Source organism: Streptomyces sp. NPDC088194, from assembly GCF_040702025.1.
In the GTDB taxonomy this organism is placed as follows: Bacteria; Actinomycetota; Actinomycetes; order Streptomycetales; family Streptomycetaceae; genus Actinacidiphila.
On the sequence record NZ_JBFBIV010000055.1, the window covers coordinates 1 to 17458 of the forward strand.

Consider the following 17458-nt stretch of genomic DNA (forward strand, 5'->3'; position numbering starts at 1 on the left):
TCATCCGACAACACCAACTCGGCCTTCGGCCGACCCGTCCGCACCACAGACACAGCCTACCGTTATGAACAGAACTCCCGACTCAGAACACTAGGGCCCGCCCGCCCCGGCGGCCCACCGGCCCCGCAGAACGCCCCCGGCGGGGTGGTCAGCGGGGCCGGTTGCCGTACTCGGACCTGCTCGTCTCGATCTCCTCGTGGTGCTCGACGGCCCAGCTCGCGAGCGCCGCGCGGGCGGGCGGGATGAGGCTCTTGCCCAGGGCGGTGAGACGTCCCCGCTCCGACCGCCGGCCGTCCCGGTGCCCGCCGGGCACCGGGACGGCCAACCACCCGCTCGTCCGCGCGCCTGCCGCTACCGGCCCGCCACGTTCGACTTCTCCGCCGCCTTCGCCGCCTCGGCGCCGAAGTCCCCTTCGGCCAGCCGCTTTTCGAGGCGCTGCCCCTCGATGTCCGAGTCGGGCACCCAGCGGCCGAACCACTTCGGGTGGTACCAGATCCGCCCGCCGATGAGGGCCATCACCGCGGGGACCAGCGTCAGCCGCACCACGAAGGCGTCGAGGAACACGCCGACCGCGAAGCTGAAGCCGATCGCCTGGATGGTCGGATTGCTGGTGAACATGAAGGCCACGAAGATCGAGAACATGATCAGCGCGGCCGCGGTGACCACCCGGGCCGACAGCGCGGTGCCGCGCTGCACGGCCGCGCGGGCGTCGCCGTGCCGGGTGAACTCCTCCTTGATCCGCGAGACGACGAACACCTCGTAGTCGCTGGACAGTCCGAAGATGATCGCGAGCATGATGATCGGCAGGAAGCTGATCGTCTCGCTCGGGGTGATGCCCAGCAGGTGCCGGCCCCAGCCCCACTGGAAGACCGCCACCTGGGCGCCGAGCGCGGCGGCCATCGACAGCAGGAAGCCGACGATCGACTTCAGCGGCACCAGGATGGTCCGGAAGGCGAAGGTCAGCAGGACGAACGCCAGGCCGACGACGGCGATCAGGAAGACCGGCAGCGCGCTGGAGAGCTTCGCGGACACGTCGATGTTGGAGGCCGTGGTGCCGCCGACGAGGATGTGCGCGCCGGTGCCGGACTCGATCGTCGTCCGGTTGTCGCGCAGGGTGTGCACCAGGTCCTGCGTGGCGGAGTCGTTCGGCCCGGACTTCGGGATCACCCGGATCAGCGCCACACCGTTCTGCGCGGCGATCGGGGTGGCCTGGACGACGTCCGCCTGCCGGCCGAGCGCGGCGGAGATCTTCAGCGTGTCCGACGGCGAGGAGACGTCCTGGGCGACGATCAGCAGCGCGCCGTTGAAGCCGGCGCCGAAGCCCTCGGTGGTCAGGTCGTACGCCTTGCGCTGGGTGTTGTCGGTCGGCTGCGAGGCGCCGGACGGCAGACCGAGCCGGATGCTCGTGGCGGGGATCGCCAGCACGCCGAGCAGCACCACGCCGACGACGGTGACCAGCACCCGGTGGCGTACGACGAACCGCGACCAGCCGGCGCCCGCGGTGCTGTTCGGGTCGGCGGCGGTACGGCGGGCCACCCGCTCGGCGTGCGCGCCGAACTTCGGCAGCCGGCTGAAGCGGGCCACCCGGCGCCCGGCGAAGCCGAGCAGCGCGGGCAGCAGGGTGAGCGCGATGAGCAGCGCCACCAGGACCGAGGCCGCCGCGGCCAGGCCCATGACGGTCAGGAACGGGATGCCGACCACGGTCAGCCCGCACAGCGCGATGATCACCGTGAGCGCGGCGAAGACCACCGAGCTGCCCGCGGTGCCCATCGCCAGTGGCACGGACTCCTCCGGCGGCACGCCGCGCAGCAGGTTGGCGCGGTGCCGGGACAGGATGAACAGGCCGTAGTCGATGCCGCAGGACAGGCCGAGCATCAGGGCGACGGTGGTGGAGGCGGAGGCGATGGTGATGACCGAGGCCGCTGCCGTGACGCCCATCAGGGTGGTGATCACCCCGATGATCGCGCTGATGATCGGCATGCCGGCGGCGGCGAACGCGCCGAAGGTGACCATCAGAATCCCGAACGCGATCACCAGGCCGATCAGTTCGGGCGTCTCGGAGACCTCGAAACGCCAGCCCGGGAAGACGCTGCCGTTGTACTCGACCTCCAGGCCGGCGGCGCGCACCGGCTTCATCACGTCCTGCATGGCGTCGAGGTTGGCGTCCTTGACGTCCGGTGGCTTCGCGGTCCACTGGACCTGGCCGAGGGCGATCCGGCCGTCCTTGGAGACCAGGCGCCCGGTGAACGGGTCCACGGACTTCGACACCTGCGGCACGGACGACAGCTTGGTCATCGCCGTACGGATCTCGTCCCGGGCGGCGGGCGTGGTCAGCGTGGCGCCCTTCTTGGCCGCGAAGACGATGGTGCTCTGCCCGCCGCTGAACGCGGGGAGCTTGGCACTCAGCACGTCGGACGCCTTCTGCGCCTCGGTGCCCGGGATCGTGAAGTCGTCGTTGGTCTTGCCGCCGCTCACCTGGGCGATCGTGACGGCGGCGATCGCGGCCACCAGCCACAGCACGAGAACGAGGACCCGTCGCCGGTAGGAGAAGCGGGCGAGGCGGTACAGATAGCTGGACATAAGTGACTTCCCCACGTCTCCCGTACATCCGAACGGCAGGTCGGCGTGGTTGCCGACCTGCTCGACGACGCTAAGCATTCACTAGCCGCTCGTCAAGTGAATGACTGGCCAGCGGCAGGTGATTCACCAGCCGGAGGCCGGTGAAATCGTCATGCCGCGATCAGCCGGACGACGCGGGCGCGCAGGTGGGGCGGCAGGTCCGGCGGCAGGGCGGCACCTCGGTGTGCGATCTGGTGACGGCGGGTCCGGTGGCTTGTATGCTGCGGACTCAAGGGGGACGAAGGAGGAACGCAGCCATGGCGACGTCGGCCAAGGGCCTGACCAGTCGCGCGGCGCAGGCCGAGCAGACACGGCAGCAGATCCTCGACACGGCCCAGCGGCTCTTCTCGGAACTCGGCTACAGCGCCACCTCGCTCCAGATGATCGCCGACGAGCTGGGTCTGACGAAGGCGGCCGTCTACTACCACTTCCGGGCGAAGAACGACATCCTGCACGCGGCCCTGATGCCCGGCATCGAGCGGATGGGCACGCTGCTGGACGAAGCGGCGGCGCTGCGCGGCCGGCGGGCCAGGATCGAGCACGTGGTGCACGGCTTCGTGGACTTCCTCGTCGCCAACCGGCAGAACATGGTGATGGCCTCCACCGACCCCGAGCGGCCCGTGCACCCGGAGAAGACCCAGGTGCTCACGATGCGCGAGCGCGGCCTCCACCTGCTCTTCGGCGAGCAGCCCAGCGGCGCCGAACGGCTCGCCTACAACGCGGTGTTCACCGTGCCGGACTGCCTGGCCGAGCTGATGGACCTCACCGACCGCGAACTGCGCGAGGCCCTCACCTCGACCCTGCTGCGCATCCTGCGGGTGCCGCCCGCCAGGGCCTGAGCCCCCGGCCGCGCGCAGCGGCGTACGGCCGCGGCATCAGTACCGGCACCGGGACCGGCACCGGCACGCACGGAGCCCGCCGCCGTACGGTCACGGCACCCGCACGCGGTCACAGCGGCGACTGGTCCGGGCGGACCCGCTCGCCCCCCTGCCACACCGCCGCGGTGAGCGGGACGCCGGGCCGGTAGGCGAGGTGCACATGGGTGGGGGCGTCCAGCAGGTGGAGGTCGGCCCGGGCGCCGGGGGCGACCGTCCCGACGTCGGTACGGCGCAGAGCGCGCGCGCCGCCGTGGGTGGCCGCGCGGACCGCCTCGTCGGGGGTCATGCCCATGTCGCGGACGGCGACGGCGACACAGAAGGCCATTGAGGACGTGAACGACGATCCGGGGTTGCAGTCGGTGGACAGCGCGACGGTCGCGCCCGCGTCGAGGAGGCGCCGGGCGTCGGGGTAGGCGGCGCGGGTGGAGAACTCGGCGCCGGGCAGCAGCGTGGCGACGGTCCCGCCGCTCGCGAGAGCGTCCACGTCGGTGTCCGTGAGATGGGTGCAGTGGTCGGCCGACGCGGCGCCGAGTTCGACGGCGAGCAGGACCCCCGGGCCGTGGCCGAGCTGGTTGGCGTGCACGCGCGGGGTCAGGCCGCGGGCGAGCCCCGCTTCGAGCACCGCGCGCGCCTGGTCGCCGTCGAAGGCGCCCCGCTCGCAGAACACGTCCACCCAGCGGGCGTGGGGCGCGCACGCGTCGAGCATCGGGCCGGTGACGAGGGCGACGTACCCGGCCGGGTCGTCGGCGTACTCGGGGGCGACGACGTGGGCGCCGAGGTAGGTGGTCTCCGGGGTCTGCTCGGCGGCGATCCGCAGCGCGCGGGCCTCGTCGTGGACGGTGAGGCCGTAGCCGGACTTGACCTCGACCGTGGTGGTGCCCTGCCGCCGGGCCTCGGCGAGGTAGCGGGCGAGGTTGCGGGCGAGCTCGGCGTCGGAGGCGGCCCGGGTGGCCGCCACGGTGGTGCGGATGCCACCCGCGCTGTACGGGCGCCCGGCCATCCGCGCGGCGAACTCCGCGCCGCGCTCGCCCGCGAAGACCAGGTGCGCGTGGGAGTCCACGAACCCGGGCAGCAGTGCGCGGCCGCCGGCGTCGACCCGATTGTCAGTGGTGGGTGCTTTGCTGGAAGCACCGGTCCAGACGACGCGGTCGCCCTCGATGACGACGGCGGCGTCCTGGATCAGGCCGAGAGGGTTGTCCGCGCTGGTGAGGGAGGGGTCGTTGGTGATCAGGCTGCCGATGTCGGTGATGACCGTGCTGACCGTCATGGCCTGCTCCTTCGTGGTGCTCGCGTGGGCGTGGGCGCCCGCGGTGGCGCGGGTGCCCGCCGGGGTTCGGAGCCGTTTCGCGGGGGCACGGGGGTCCTCCGCGGCGCGGCCGCGACCGGCGGGTTCCGGTGTCCCCGCGGGTCGAGGTGGCGGCTCGGCGGGCGACGACCGGACGGGCTTCGCACGCGCGCGCCCCGCCTTCAGCCGCGCACGGCGGCGATCGCGGTGGCCAGCGCGCCCGCCACGTCCGGCACGAGCAGGTGCCGTCCGTCCGCCACGACCTGACGGCCCGCCACCACCGTGTGCCGGACGTCCGCCGCGGTCGCCGCGAATACCGCGGTCTCGGCGGCGAGCCGGGGCGGTGGCCCCGCGGTACGGACCGAGTCCAGCGCGATCGTGGTGAAGTCGGCGAGCGCGCCCCGCTCAAGGCGGCCCGCCTCGGGCCAGCCGAGGCAGGCGTGGCCGTCGGCGGTGGCCGCGCGCAGCAGATCGGCGGCGGACCAGTGGCCGCGGGTCCGGGTGCGCAGCCGCTCGTCCAGCTCCATCGCGCGGGCCTCCTCCAGCAGGTCCACCACGGCGTGGCTGTCGCTGCCCAGGGTCAGCGGACTGCCGGCCCGCTGAAGCGCGGGCGCGGGGCCGATCCCGTCGGCGAGGTCGCGTTCGGTGGTGGGGCACATGCACACCGTGGCGCGGGCCCCGCCGAGCACCGCGATGTCGTCGTCGGTGAGGTGGGTGGCGTGCACCGCGGTGGTGTTCCGCCCCCACAGGCCCGCGTCGGCGAGCAGCCGGGCCGGGGTGCGGCCGTGCACGGCCAGGCACGCCTCGTTCTCGGCGGGCTGCTCGGACAGGTGGACGTGGACCGGCACGTCCCTGGTGCGCTCCGCGAAGGCGGCGTAGCCGTCGCGGTCGGAGAAGGCCCGCACGGAGTGCAGGGCCGCGCCGATCCTGGCGTGCTCGCCGCCCCGGAGCCGCGACCAGCGGTCGTACCACCGGTCGGCCGTGCCGTCGCCGAAGCGCCGCTGTACGCCTTCCAGCGGGAGGTAGCCGTCCGCTGTCAGGCCGCCGCGCAGGTAGGCGGTGTCCAGCAAGGTGATCCGGATGCCCGCGTCGGCGGCGGCCGCGATCAGTGCCTCGCCCATCGCGTTGGGGTCGGCGTACGCGGTGCCGTCCGGCTGGTGGTGGAGGTAGTGGAACTCGCCGACGCAGGTGATGCCCGCGAGCGCCATCTCGGCGTAGACCGCGCGGGCCAGGTCGAAGTAGGAGTCGGGGGTGAGGTGCAGGGCGGTGGCGTACATGGTCTCGCGCCAGGTCCAGAACGAGGTCGGCGGACGCGCAGCGCCGACCGCCGGGTCACTCCGCCCCGGCGGAGGCGTGCCGGGATCGCCGCCGGCCTGGGCGGTGCCGCGCAGCGCGCGGTGGAAGGCGTGGCTGTGCGCGTTGGCCAGCCCCGGCACGGTCAGGCCGCGCAGCACGGTGGCGGCCGGCGGCGGGGTGACGGCGCCGGTGCGCACCTCGGTGATCCGGCCGCCGTCGGCGGTCAGCAGCACGCCCGGCTCGACCAGCGGGTCGAGCCAGGCGTGCTCCAGCCAGTACGTCACCGGCACGCGAGCCCCTCCAGTACGTCGGCGAGCGCGGTGACGCCCGCGGCGCAGTCGTCCTCGGCCGCGAACTCCGCCGGCGAGTGCGAGACGCCGGTGGGGTTGCGTACGAACAGCATGGCGGTCGGCACCGCCGTGGCGAGGATTCCGGCGTCGTGTCCCGCGCCGGTCGGCAGCACCGGGGCCGGCGTCGCGTCCGCGCCGAGCAGCGCGGCGAGCCGGTCGCGCAGGGCGTGCGCGAACTCGACCTCCGGGGTGAAGGACTCGCGGACCACGTCGACGGCGACGCCGTCGCGGGCGCCGCTGTCCCTGGCGGCCCGCTCGATCCCGGCCACGACCGCGGCGAGGGTCTCCTCGTCGGCGGCGCGGGAGTCGAGCCAGCCGCGGACCAGGGAGGCGATGGCGTTGACGCCGCCCGGTTCCACGGCGATCTTGCCGAAGGTGGCGAGCGCGCCGGCCAGCCGGGCCTGCTCGCGGGCGGCGAGCACCGTGCCGGCGTAGGTCAGCATCGGGTCGTGCCGGTCCTCCAGCCGGGTGGTGCCCGCGTGGTTGGCCTCGCCGCGGAAGTCGAAGCGCCAGCGGCCGTGTGGCCAGATCGCGGAGGCCACGCCGACCGGGTGGCCGCCGAGGTCGAGGGCGCGGCCCTGCTCCACGTGCAGTTCGACGAACGCGCCGACGCGGGCGAGGCGTTCGGGGTCGGCGCCGATGGCGTCGGGGTCGTGTCCGGCCCGCTCCATGGCGCGGGCGAGCGTGACACCGTCGGCGTCGCGCAGGTCGCGCGCGTCCTCGGCGGTGAGCCGGCCCGCGGTCAGCCGGGAGCCGACGCAGGCCAGGCCGAAGCGGGCGCCCTCCTCGTCGCCGAAGTTCACCACCGCGAGCGGCCGGCGCGGCGCGGCGCCCCGCGCGCGCAGCTCGTCGATCGCGGCGAACGCGGAGACGACGCCGAGCGGGCCGTCGAAGGCGCCGCCGTCGGGCACGGAGTCCAGGTGCGAGCCGGTGACCACGGCGTCGCCGGCCGCGGGGTCGCCGAGCCAGGCCCACTGGTTGCCGTTGCGGTCGAGTTCGTAGTCCAGGCCGCGGACGCCGGCCTGCTCGCGGAACCAGGCGCGGCAGTCGGTGTCGGCGGGTGTCCAGGCGTAGCGGCGGTAGCCGCCGCTGCCGGCGTCGCGGCCGACCGCGGCCAGCTCCCGCCACATCGTCTGGAACCCGGGGGCCCGCACCGGCGGCTCCGCGGCCGGGTCATGTCGCCGCCCGGGTGCCGCGGCGGGCCGGTGCCGGTCCTCCGGGCGCTGCGGGTCCCGGCCTTCCGCGCCCGGGTGTTCCGCGCCCGGGCTCCGCGCGGCGTCGCTCATGTGGCGTCGCCTTCCCGCATGGGCACCCGCACGCCCCGCTCCTGGGCCACTTCCTCGGCGCGGTCGTATCCGGCGTCCACGTGGCGGATGACGCCCATCCCGGGGTCGTTGGTGAGCACCCGGCGGATCTTCTCCGCGGCGAGCGGCGTGCCGTCGGCGACGGTGACCTGCCCGGCGTGGATGCTGCGGCCGATGCCGACGCCGCCGCCGTGGTGGATGGAGACCCAGGACGCGCCCGAAGCGACGTTGACCATGGCGTTGAGCAGCGGCCAGTCGGCGATGGCGTCGGAGCCGTCGAGCATGCCCTCGGTCTCCCGGTAGGGGGAGGCGACGGAGCCGGCGTCCAAGTGGTCGCGGCCGATGACGACGGGCGCCTTGAGGGTGCCGTCGGCGACCATCTCGTTGAACCGCTCGCCGGCGCGGTCCCGTTCGCCGTAGCCGAGCCAGCAGATGCGGGCGGGCAGGCCCTGGAAGTGGACGCGTTCGCCGGCCAGCTTGATCCAGCGGGCCAGCGACTCGTTCTCGGGGAACAGGTCGAGGATCGCCCGGTCGGTGTGGTGGATGTCGGCGGGGTCGCCGGACAGGGCGGCCCAGCGGAAGGGGCCCTTGCCCTCGCAGAACAGCGGGCGGATGTAGGCGGGCACGAAGCCGGGGAAGGCGAACGCCCGCTCGTATCCGGCGAGTTTGGCCTCGCCGCGGATGGAGTTGCCGTAGTCGAAGACCTCGGCGCCGGCGTCCTGGAAGCCGACCATCGCCTCCACGTGCCGGGCCATGGACTCGCGGGCCCGCTGGGTGAAGTCGGCGGGCTTCTCGGCCGCGTAGTCGGCCATGTCGGCGAAGTCCATGCCGAGCGGGAGGTAGGCGAGCGGGTCGTGCGCGGAGGTCTGGTCGGTGACCACGTCGACAGGGGCGCCCATGGCGAGCAGTTGCGGCACGACCTCGGCGGCGTTGCCCAGGACGCCGATGGACAGCGGGCGGCGGGCGTCGCGGGCCTCGGTGGCCAGGCGCAGCGCGTGGTCGAGGGAGTCGGCGCGCACGTCGAGGTAGCGGTGCTCGATCCGGCGGTCGATGGCGCGCGGGTCGCAGTCGACGCAGATCACCACGCCGCCGTTCATGGTGACCGCGAGCGGCTGGGCGCCGCCCATGCCGCCGAGGCCGGCGGTGAGGGTGATGGTGCCGGCCAGGCTGCCGCCGAACCGCTTGGCGGCGACGGCGGCGAAGGTCTCGTAGGTGCCCTGGAGGATGCCCTGTGTGCCGATGTAGATCCACGAACCCGCGGTCATCTGCCCGTACATGGTCAGGCCGAGGGCTTCGAGGCGGCGGAACTCCTCCCAGTTGGCCCAGTCGCCGACCAGGTTGGAGTTGGCGATCAGCACCCGGGGCGCCCACTCGTGGGTCTGCATGACGCCGACCGGGCGGCCGGACTGGACGAGCATGGTCTCGTCCTGCTTCAGGCCGCGCAGGGTGCGCACCATCGCGTCGAAGGAGTTCCAGTCGCGGGCGGCCTTGCCGGTGCCGCCGTAGACGACGAGCTTGTCGGGGTGCTCGGCGACCTCGGGGTCCAGGTTGTTCTGGAGCATCCGCAGCGCGGCTTCCTGCTGCCAACCCTTGGCGCTCAGTTCCGTGCCGCGCGGTGCGCGTACCGGCCTCGGTCCGGTCATCGGGCAAGCCTCCTCGTGGTGGCGGCGTGGTGGCGGAAGACGGTGCGCGCGCCGCCGGGCGGCGCACCCGTAGCAAGATATTCACATCCTCGTCTGATGAATACCTCTAGTCAACAGGACCCGGGTGGAAGTCCCGCGCGGGAAGGTGGTGGGATGGCGGGCATGACGGATGAGCTGGGGATACGGCGGGGGCACGCGCTGCGGGCCGCGGTGGAGCAGGGGCTGGCCGGGGAGGCCGAACCGGTGGTCGGGTTGCTGGACATCGCGGGCATCGCCGCCTCGGCGACGGCCCTGCATGCCGCGTTCGCCACCCCTGGTGTGACCGTGACCCATACCTTCGCGGTGAAGGCCGCCTCGCTCGTGCCGGTGCTCGGGCTGCTCGCCGAGTGCGGGCTGGGCGCGGAGGTGGCCAGCCCGGGCGAACTCGCGCTGGCCCGCGCGGCCGGCATCCCGGCGGAGCGGACCGTGCTGGACTCCCCCGCCAAGACCCTCGCCGAACTGCGCGAGGCGCTCGAACTCGGTATCGCGGTCAACGCCGACAACCCCGAGGAGCTGGCCCGGATCGACCGGCTGCGCGAGTCGGCGCCCGCCGGCTCGCCCTTCGCCTCGCCCGTCGGCCTCCGGGTCAACCCGCAGGTCGGCGGCGGCAGCATCGGGGCGATGAGCACGGCCACCGCCACCTCCAAGTTCGGCGTGGCGCTGCGCGACCCGGGCGCGCTGGAGTGGGTCCTGGACGCGTACGCGCGGCGGCCGTGGCTCAACCGGCTGCACACCCACACCGGTTCACAGGGCGTGCCGCTGGAACTGATGGTCGCCGGGGTGCGGGCGGCCTACGAGCTGGCCGAGCGGATCAACGCCGCCGCCGGACGGCAGCAGGTCACCGCGCTCGACATCGGCGGCGGCCTGCCGGTGAACTTCGGCTCCGACGCGACGGTGCCGTCCTTCGCCGACTACGCCGACCTGCTGCGCGCCGAGATCCCCGGGCTCTTCGACGGGCGCTACGGCATCGTCACGGAGTTCGGCCGCTCCCTGCTCGCCAAGAACGGCACGGTGCTGGCGCGGGTCGAGTACGCGAAGTCCGCCGGCGGGCGGCCCATCGCCGTCACCCACGCCGGCGCCCAGGTGGCCACCCGTACGGTGTTCGTGCCCGACTCCTGGCCGATCCGCGTGCTCGCGCTGGACGCCGAGGGCGCGGAGAAGACGGGCGAGCCGGTGGTCCAGGACGTGGCCGGGCCTTGCTGCTTCGCCGGCGACCTCGTCGCCAAGGGGCGCGCCCTGCCGCTGCTGGAGGCCGGCGACCATGTGGCGCTGCTCGACACCGGTGCGTACTACTTCTCCAACCACTTCGCCTACAACTCCCTGCCGCGCCCCGCGGTGTACGGGTACTGCGTCCTGCCCGACGGCGCGGTCGCGTTCTCGCCGGTGCGGGCGGCGCAGACCCAGGAGGAGCTTCTCGCGGAGAGCGGCGCCGGATTCCCGTCCCTGCGGCTGCGGTCGTAAGGACGCCGGGGCGGCGCGGCGCCCCCGGGGGTCAGGCGCGGCGCCTGCCGCCCCCGGGAGCCGCGTCGCCGGCGGCGATCCCCGTGAGCTGGTAGAGCGCGGGGTTGCCGTCGGGACGGAACCACAGCAGGGCGTCGTGGGAGCGCTCGATGCGGGCGACCCGGCGGGACCGCAGCCACAGCCCGGCGCCGACGCCCCCGAGGAGCATGCCCGCCGCGCAGGGCAGGACGACGTTCGCGGCGGCGGCGACCACGAACACCAGCAGCAGCCACCAGCGGCGGCGGCGCAGCCACGCCCGGGCGGTGACCCTGCGGTCCTGGAGGAAGACGGACTTCGCCGCACGCGAGGCGGCCTTGGCGCGTTCGGCGTGCCGGCGGCCGCGGACGAGGAAGGCCGTCACCGCGGCGATGACGAACAGCGCGGCACCAGCCAGCACACCGATCCGGCGGCCGGTCGGGCTGAACGTCACGGCGGTGCCCGGCACGGCCGCGATCACGCCCAGCCACCACAGCCAGATCGCCGCCACCCGCACCGCCACCGCCACCCGCGCCAATGTGTAGGCCCCGCGCACCACGTCGCGCTCCCTCCGTCGTCGTCCCGGCCCGCCGTCCCGGTGGTACGGCGGCGCCGGCCAAGCGCTGGGGAGGGAGACTACTTCGCGATTCTCAGATTTTCGTTAAACCAGATGTCATTCCGCTGAGCACAACCTTTTGCCGGGGCCGAGGGTCGCAAGGGGTGTTCCGTACCACCATGCTCCAAGGGACTTGGGGGAAGATCCCGTGATTCCGCTCCTCAAATGGCGCCGTTCGGCCGCCGCGCTGACCGCCCTCGCGGTCGCGCTGCTCGGCGCCGCCGCGGCGCAGGCGCCCGCGCATGCGGCCGAAGGGCCCACCCTGGCATTTCAGATACAGAAGACCAGCGTGGGGGTGCCGCAGCCGGACAACTCGGGGGACCCGCCGCAGATCAGTTGGGCGCTCGCCCCGCCGAAGAGCGGTCCGACCGTCACGAACGTGGTCGTCTCACTGGACCTCTCCGGGATCAGCTCCTTCATCACCGCCGACAACGGGTACCCGGATGACACCGTCACCTGGAAGAGCGCCGAGCTGGGCGTCGGCGGTACGGGCGGGCTGGTCGACCTCCACGCCAAGCCGGGCGCCGCGCTGGGCACCACGGGCACCGCGGTTCTGTCCGGCACCGCGGACAACGCGACGATCACCCCTCTCACCGTGCGGGTCACCGTCGGCGCGGTCGGGCTGGTGGTCAACAAGCCGACCCAGGTCGACCACGCCAAGCCGGGCGACAGCCTTGAAGCGCCCCTCACCATCGCGAACACCGGGCAGCTCCCGGCCGACGGGGCCGACCTGCGGGTGACCACCACCGAGGGGCTCGGCTACGCGCAGCACTTCTCCAACTGCGTCTACAGCAAGCAGACCATCGACAACGGCTATGCGACGCTGAACAACAACGCGGTCTGCCACTTCGCCACCACCATCGAGCCCGGCAAGAAGTACCGGCTCTCCGCCCCGGTGGGCATCGACGTGACCAGCAGCGCGCTGTGGGACCTGGTCCGCTTCACGGTCAGCCCGAAGCCCGGCACGCCGACCGGCAACAACGTCCGCGCGGACGGCCCGGTGCTCTCGCTCGTGCCGGACGGCGCGGCCCCCAGCGGCGGGACGAACACCTCCGACTGGACGATCGACACCGACAACACCGCGGACATCGCGGCCGGCGGCGACACCGTCAGCGGCAAGCCCGGCGACACGGTGCAGGTCATCGCGTCGATGCGGAACAAGGGCCCGGCCACCGTGGACATCGAGACCAGCGACGACCAGCTCGGCGTCATGTTCGACGTCCCCAAGGGCACCACCGTGGTGAAGATCCCCAAGGCCTGCTACACGTGGGGAGAGGGCGGTCCCCACGACCAGAAGCTCGGGGCGCCCAAGTACATCTGCTGGGTCAACCCGCCGCTGCGGGTCGGCGCGACCGTGAAGATGCCGTTCACTCTGCGGATCGACGCCGACGCGCCCGCGCTCGCCACGGGCACGGTCCGGGCCACCACCGTCTACGACAGCAAGCTGCCCTTCGACCCCGACGTGACGAACAACACGGCCGCGGTGACCGTCCACGTCAAGGGCGGAGCGACGACCACCCCGACCTCCTCGGCCGGCACCACCAGCACGGGCGGCACTTCGGGCGGCAACCACCTCTCCACCCAGACCGGCGCCGGGAGCACGGCCGGCGCAAGCTCCGGCACCTCCGGCTCCACCGGCACGCTCGCCTCGACCGGCGGCAACGGCACCCAGTTGCTCACCTGGCTGGGAGCGGCCGCCCTCGCCTTCGGCGCCGCGGCCTTCGCCCTCGCCCACAGCCGCAGGACCCGCCGCACGACCACCGGCTCCTGACCGGGGCGGCCACGCTCCACACACCAGCAGGACCCGGCAGACCAGCGGCACCGGCACCGGCACCGGCACCAGCACCACCCGCGGCCCGCGGGGGCGTTCACTCCATGAACACCCCGCGGGCCGCGGCATGCGCGTCGAACTCCTCCAACCGCGCCTGCGCGTCCGGCAGGTCGTCGCACATCGACTCCAGCAGCACCCGGCCCAGCAGCATCGGCGCGCACGCCGTGTCGAAGGCCAGCCCGGTGCCGACGGCAGCGGGCAGCAGCAGGTCGCTGTGCGCGGCCACCGGTGCGAACGCGCTGTCCGCGACGGTCACCACGGTCAGCCCGGCCGCCCGCGCGTAGCCGAGCGCGTCGGCCACCTCCCGCGGGTGCCGGGGCAGCGCGAAGCACAGCAGGGCGCTCGCGCCCGCCCGGACCGCGGCGTCGATCCGGTCGGCGAGCATGGTGCCGCCCTCGTCCAGCAGCCGCACATCGGGGTGCACCTTCGCCGCGAAGTACGCGAACCCGCGCGCCTGGGCGCCCGCCGCCCGCAGCCCCAGCACCGGCAGCGGCCTGGACCCGGCCAGCACCGCCCCCGCCCTGGCCACCGGCTCCGGGTCGGCCAGCAGCTCGACCAGGTGCCGCAGGTTCTCGATCTCCGCGTGCACCGCCTGCTGGTACTCGTTGTACGAGGTCGTGCCGGCCGGATCGGGCGCCGGCGCCACCTCGCGCAGGTGCTTGCGCAGCGCCGGGTACCCGTCGAAACCCAGGGCGACCGCGAACCGGGTCACCGACGGCTGGCTGACCCCGGCGAGTTCGGCGACCTCCACGCTGGACAGGAAGGCCGCCTCGTCCGCCTGCCGCACCAGGCAGTGCGCGATGCGCCGCTGGGTCGGGGTCAGCCGGTGCGCCTCGAAGAGCTTCAGCAGCCGCGCGGACGCACCGCTCCCCGCGCTTCTGCCCGCGGCGCCACCACCCGTGGCGCTCCCGCTCCCGCTCGCGCCGTTCACGTCACCGGCGTCGCCGCCGTCGCCGACGTCATTGCCCTCGCCCGCGTCGCCCACGCCGTTCACGCCGCCCGCACGGTCCGCCCCGGCACCGCCGCTGGCACCGTCAGCCTTGTCCGCCCCGTCAGCACTGCCCATGCCCGTCCGTCCCTGGTCCGAACCGCCCGGCCGGGGCAGCCCACGGGCCCCGCCGACCGGTCTATTCACAGGACATGACTCTGCATGAACGTATGCAGTCCGGCAAGCGCGGGCGCTCCCGAGCACCGCCAGTACGGATCGGCGGCCTCGGCGTGCACTCCGTAGACCGCGACCACCTCGATGAGCAGCGCCACCGCGTTGGCGACGCATATGCACAGCGCGAGCGTGCCCTGCCAGGACTCGGCACCCCGTGCGCCGGCCCGCGCCGCCGTGCGGAAGAACAGCACGCACAGCACCGACGCCGCCACCCCGCACAGCAGCGCCGCGTAGCCCACCACGAACTGCGTCCAGGGCACGCCCAGTTGGTGACAGAGCGCCTCCTCCCGCCGGCCCTTCCGGTCGTCCAGCCACACGCCGGCCACCAGCAGCGCCACTCCGAGCAGCGCGAGCCCCGGCGCCGCCAGCACCCGCCGCCGCCACCGCGCCGACGGCAACTCCACCTCCGACGGCCGCCACTCCGGCGCCGCGACCCGCTCCGTTCCCCGCTCCCCCGCCATTTCAGCCTCCCCCGGCAACTCCGCACATCGATCCACCCGTTGGCCCGCCGGAGCGCCCGAACGCCCGCCCGCCCCGGGGCCGGCCCCGTACGACAAACCGTCACCCCGCGCAGCGAAGAGCCCGAATCCGCTCACGCTCCGCAATCAATCCGTGACGGTGTCAGCGTAGCCGAAGGGCCGGACAGGTGTTCCCACCTGTCCGGCCCCTGTGGATAACTCCCGCTCGGCGCTGCCTACCGCCGCCCGGTCTCGTCCAGCTCCGGTGCGTCGTACGAGCCCCCGCCGGCGCCCGCGGCGACCACACCGGCGTCGTCCGAGTCGACGGCGCGGTCCGCGTGACCCGGCCACCAAGCGGCGTGCCCGATCAGCGCGGTGAGGCTCGGCGTGAAGAACATCGCCATCACGAAGGCCGCGACCACGATGCCGAAGGCGATCGCGAAGCCCATCTCGGTGAGGAACGAGTTCCCGGACAGCATCAGGGTGGCGAAGGTCGCCGCCAGGATGAACCCGGCCGAGGCGATCGTCGGACCCGCGTGCCGCAGCGCCTCCGCGGCGGCCTCGCGTGGCTCGCGGCCCTCGCGGGCCTCCTCCCTGAGCCGGGCGATCATCAGGATGTTGTAGTCCGTTCCGATCGCCACCACGAACAGATACATGATGATCGGCAGCATGAAGATCAGCCCGCTGCCGCGGCCGAAGATCAGCACGGTGGCACCGAGCGTCGCTCCGAACCCGAGGGCCACCGAGGCGATCAGGTACCAGGGCGCGACGATGCTGCGCAGCAGCAACCCCAGGATCACCATGATCAGGATCGCGGCCACCGGGAAGACCGTGCGGTAGTCGTGGTTCACGGCCGCGTTGATGTCCCGGTAGATCGAGGACGTGCCGCCGACCACCGCCTCGGTTCCCGGCGGAGCGTTGTCCTTGGCGGCCGTGCGGACGTCACCGACCGCCGCGATGGCCTTGTCGCTCGCGCCGGAGTACTTCAGCGTCAGGTTGAACAGGGCCGTGGTGTGGTCCTTGTTCAGCCCGGTGCTCTGGTCGAAGGTCGCGCTGGCGACGCCGTCGGCCTGGCTGAGCTTCTCCTTGTACGCGGTGAAGTCGACACCGTTCAGCGGCTTGCCGTCGGTGCTGGTGAGGAAGACCGAGGTCGGGTCGGCAGCACCGGCGGAGTACGCCTTCTGCATGCTGTCCTGGACGACCATCGACTCCTTGGTCTTGGGGATGGACCCGGAGGCGAGGTCGTAGTCGGCCTTGTAGCCGAGGGTGCCGAGCGCCAGCAGCAGCATCACCAGGCCGGAGACGATGGCGACCAGGCCGGACCGGCGGCCGAGCATCCGGCCGATCGAGGTGAAGCGGGTGCCGGACGGCTCCAGGTGCCACTTCTTGCCCGGCCAGAACAGCGCCTTCGGCGGGATGAGCGAGCAGATCGCCGGGAAGAGCGTGAGACCGGCGATCAGTGTGACCGCGACCAGGATGGCGAGCGCCGGGCCCAACTGGGTGAGGAAGCCCAGGGTGGACAGGGCCAGCGCCAGGAAGGAGATGATCACCGCGCCGGCCGCCGAGGCGATCGCCTCACCGACCCTGGTGACGCTGTTGATCATCGCTTCCTTGGGTTCGTCACCCGCCCGCAGCCGTTCTCGGTAGCGGAACATGAGGAACAGGAAGTAGTCCGTGCCGACCCCGAGCACCACCACGATCAGCAGCGCGGAGATCGAGCTGTTGGCCTGCAGGCCGAAGAGCTTGGTGGCGTAGGCGATCAGGCCGTTGGACGTGGTGAACACCAGGCCCATCAGGATCACCAGCGGCATGATCGCGATCAGCGGGGACCGGAAGATGATCAGCAGCGTGATGATGATGATGAGCAGCGAGCCGATCAGCGCGACGGCGTCGGAGGTGTTGCCCGCGTCCTGCTGGTCGAGGTTCTGCGCGGCCTGACCGCCGACCTGGACCTTCAGATGGGTGCCCTTGGCAAGGTCCTTGGAGTCCGTGCGCAGCGCCTTCGCCGCGTCGGCCTGCTTCGGCTGCCCCTGGGTCTTCTTGTCCATCTGGACATAGGCCGTGTCGTACTTGCCGTCCTTGGACTCCGTGCCCGCGACGACCTTCTGCACCTGGTCGATGTGCTTGCCGTCCAGGGCAGTGGTGATCTTGGTGATGTCGGCCTTGTCGGCCGCGGTCAGCGGCGCGTTGTCGCTCCGCTGGTAGAGGACGATCGCCGACGGGGTGAAGGCCGCGGGGAACGCCTTCTCCTGGAGGTCCATCGCCTTGATCGACTGGTAACTACTGGGCAGGAAGCTGCTCTCGTCGCTGTTGGACGGCAGGCTCGGCGCAGTAGCGACGATCGCGACGGCGGCGACGAGCCACGCGACGATCGTCCATACGGGATGGCGGACGACTGCGCGTCCGATGCGGTGGAACATGCGGTGCTGCCTCCATGGCAGGACGTATCACCGCCACCCTTTGGAGCGGTTCCCGGGCATCGGCGACCCGAACGGCGCGCG

General features: G+C 73.0%; 13 protein-coding genes. 3 read left to right on the forward strand and 10 right to left on the reverse strand.

What is annotated here, in order from left to right; genetic code table 11:
- Window positions 1–148: 148 nt before the first annotated feature.
- Both AB0399_RS26715 and AB0399_RS26720 read right to left on the reverse strand, forming a co-directional pair.
- A complete protein-coding gene (locus AB0399_RS26715; RefSeq protein ID WP_366413074.1) occupies window positions 149–325 on the reverse strand; it encodes a hypothetical protein in 177 nt (58 codons plus the stop codon).
- 26 nt (window positions 326–351) lie between these two features.
- Complete coding sequence (locus AB0399_RS26720) at window positions 352–2658, reverse strand: MMPL family transporter (RefSeq protein WP_366413075.1); 2307 nt, start codon at window positions 2656–2658, stop codon at window positions 352–354.
- A 218-nt stretch (window positions 2659–2876) separates the two neighbouring features.
- Here AB0399_RS26720 and AB0399_RS26725 point away from each other — a divergent pair, with 218 nt between their 5' ends.
- Window positions 2877–3458, forward strand: a complete 582-nt coding sequence (locus tag AB0399_RS26725; protein WP_328464749.1) for a TetR family transcriptional regulator — start codon at window positions 2877–2879, stop codon at window positions 3456–3458.
- 109 nt (window positions 3459–3567) lie between these two features.
- Here AB0399_RS26725 and hutI read toward each other — a convergent pair whose 3' ends face one another.
- From hutI to hutU, 4 genes are all read right to left on the reverse strand, one after another.
- Window positions 3568–4764: an imidazolonepropionase gene (gene hutI / locus AB0399_RS26730; protein ID WP_366413076.1), complete on the reverse strand. Its 1197-nt coding sequence runs from the start codon at window positions 4762–4764 to the stop codon at window positions 3568–3570.
- A 200-nt stretch (window positions 4765–4964) separates the two neighbouring features.
- Window positions 4965–6368: a formimidoylglutamate deiminase gene (locus AB0399_RS26735; protein WP_366413077.1), complete on the reverse strand. Its 1404-nt coding sequence runs from the start codon at window positions 6366–6368 to the stop codon at window positions 4965–4967.
- Window positions 6359–7558 (reverse strand): allantoate amidohydrolase, encoded by a 1200-nt coding sequence (locus tag AB0399_RS26740; protein ID WP_366413103.1) that lies wholly within the window; start codon window positions 7556–7558, stop codon window positions 6359–6361. Before AB0399_RS26740 ends, AB0399_RS26735 begins: the two co-directional genes overlap by 10 nt.
- Before the next feature lie 152 nt (window positions 7559–7710).
- The gene (hutU, locus tag AB0399_RS26745; protein WP_329368930.1) at window positions 7711–9375 is read right to left on the reverse strand and encodes a urocanate hydratase; all 1665 of its coding nucleotides are present in this window, start codon (window positions 9373–9375) and stop codon (window positions 7711–7713) included.
- A 162-nt stretch (window positions 9376–9537) separates the two neighbouring features.
- Between hutU and AB0399_RS26750 the strand changes: the two genes are divergently transcribed.
- The gene (locus tag AB0399_RS26750; protein ID WP_329368928.1) at window positions 9538–10875 is read left to right on the forward strand and encodes a diaminopimelate decarboxylase; all 1338 of its coding nucleotides are present in this window, start codon (window positions 9538–9540) and stop codon (window positions 10873–10875) included.
- Window positions 10876–10906: 31 nt separating this feature from the next.
- Here the strand turns inward: AB0399_RS26750 and AB0399_RS26755 are convergent, their stop codons facing one another.
- Window positions 10907–11449, reverse strand: a complete 543-nt coding sequence (locus tag AB0399_RS26755) for a hypothetical protein (protein WP_366413078.1) — start codon at window positions 11447–11449, stop codon at window positions 10907–10909.
- Between the two features lie 205 nt (window positions 11450–11654).
- Between AB0399_RS26755 and AB0399_RS26760 the strand changes: the two genes are divergently transcribed.
- A complete protein-coding gene (locus AB0399_RS26760) occupies window positions 11655–13277 on the forward strand; it encodes an LPXTG cell wall anchor domain-containing protein (protein ID WP_366413079.1) in 1623 nt (540 codons plus the stop codon).
- Between the two features lie 97 nt (window positions 13278–13374).
- On the opposite strand, the gene AB0399_RS26765 is transcribed toward AB0399_RS26760, so the two are convergent.
- The 3 genes from AB0399_RS26765 to AB0399_RS26775 form a co-directional block, all read right to left on the reverse strand.
- Window positions 13375–14403, reverse strand: a complete 1029-nt coding sequence (locus AB0399_RS26765) for a MurR/RpiR family transcriptional regulator (RefSeq protein ID WP_366413080.1) — start codon at window positions 14401–14403, stop codon at window positions 13375–13377.
- A gap of 65 nt (window positions 14404–14468) precedes the next feature.
- Window positions 14469–14960: a hypothetical protein gene (locus tag AB0399_RS26770; RefSeq protein WP_366413081.1), complete on the reverse strand. Its 492-nt coding sequence runs from the start codon at window positions 14958–14960 to the stop codon at window positions 14469–14471.
- Window positions 14961–15193: 233 nt separating this feature from the next.
- Window positions 15194–17377, reverse strand: coding sequence for an MMPL family transporter (locus tag AB0399_RS26775; RefSeq protein ID WP_329368918.1), 2184 nt, complete (start codon window positions 17375–17377; stop codon window positions 15194–15196).
- Between the last annotated feature and the right edge of the window lie 81 nt (window positions 17378–17458).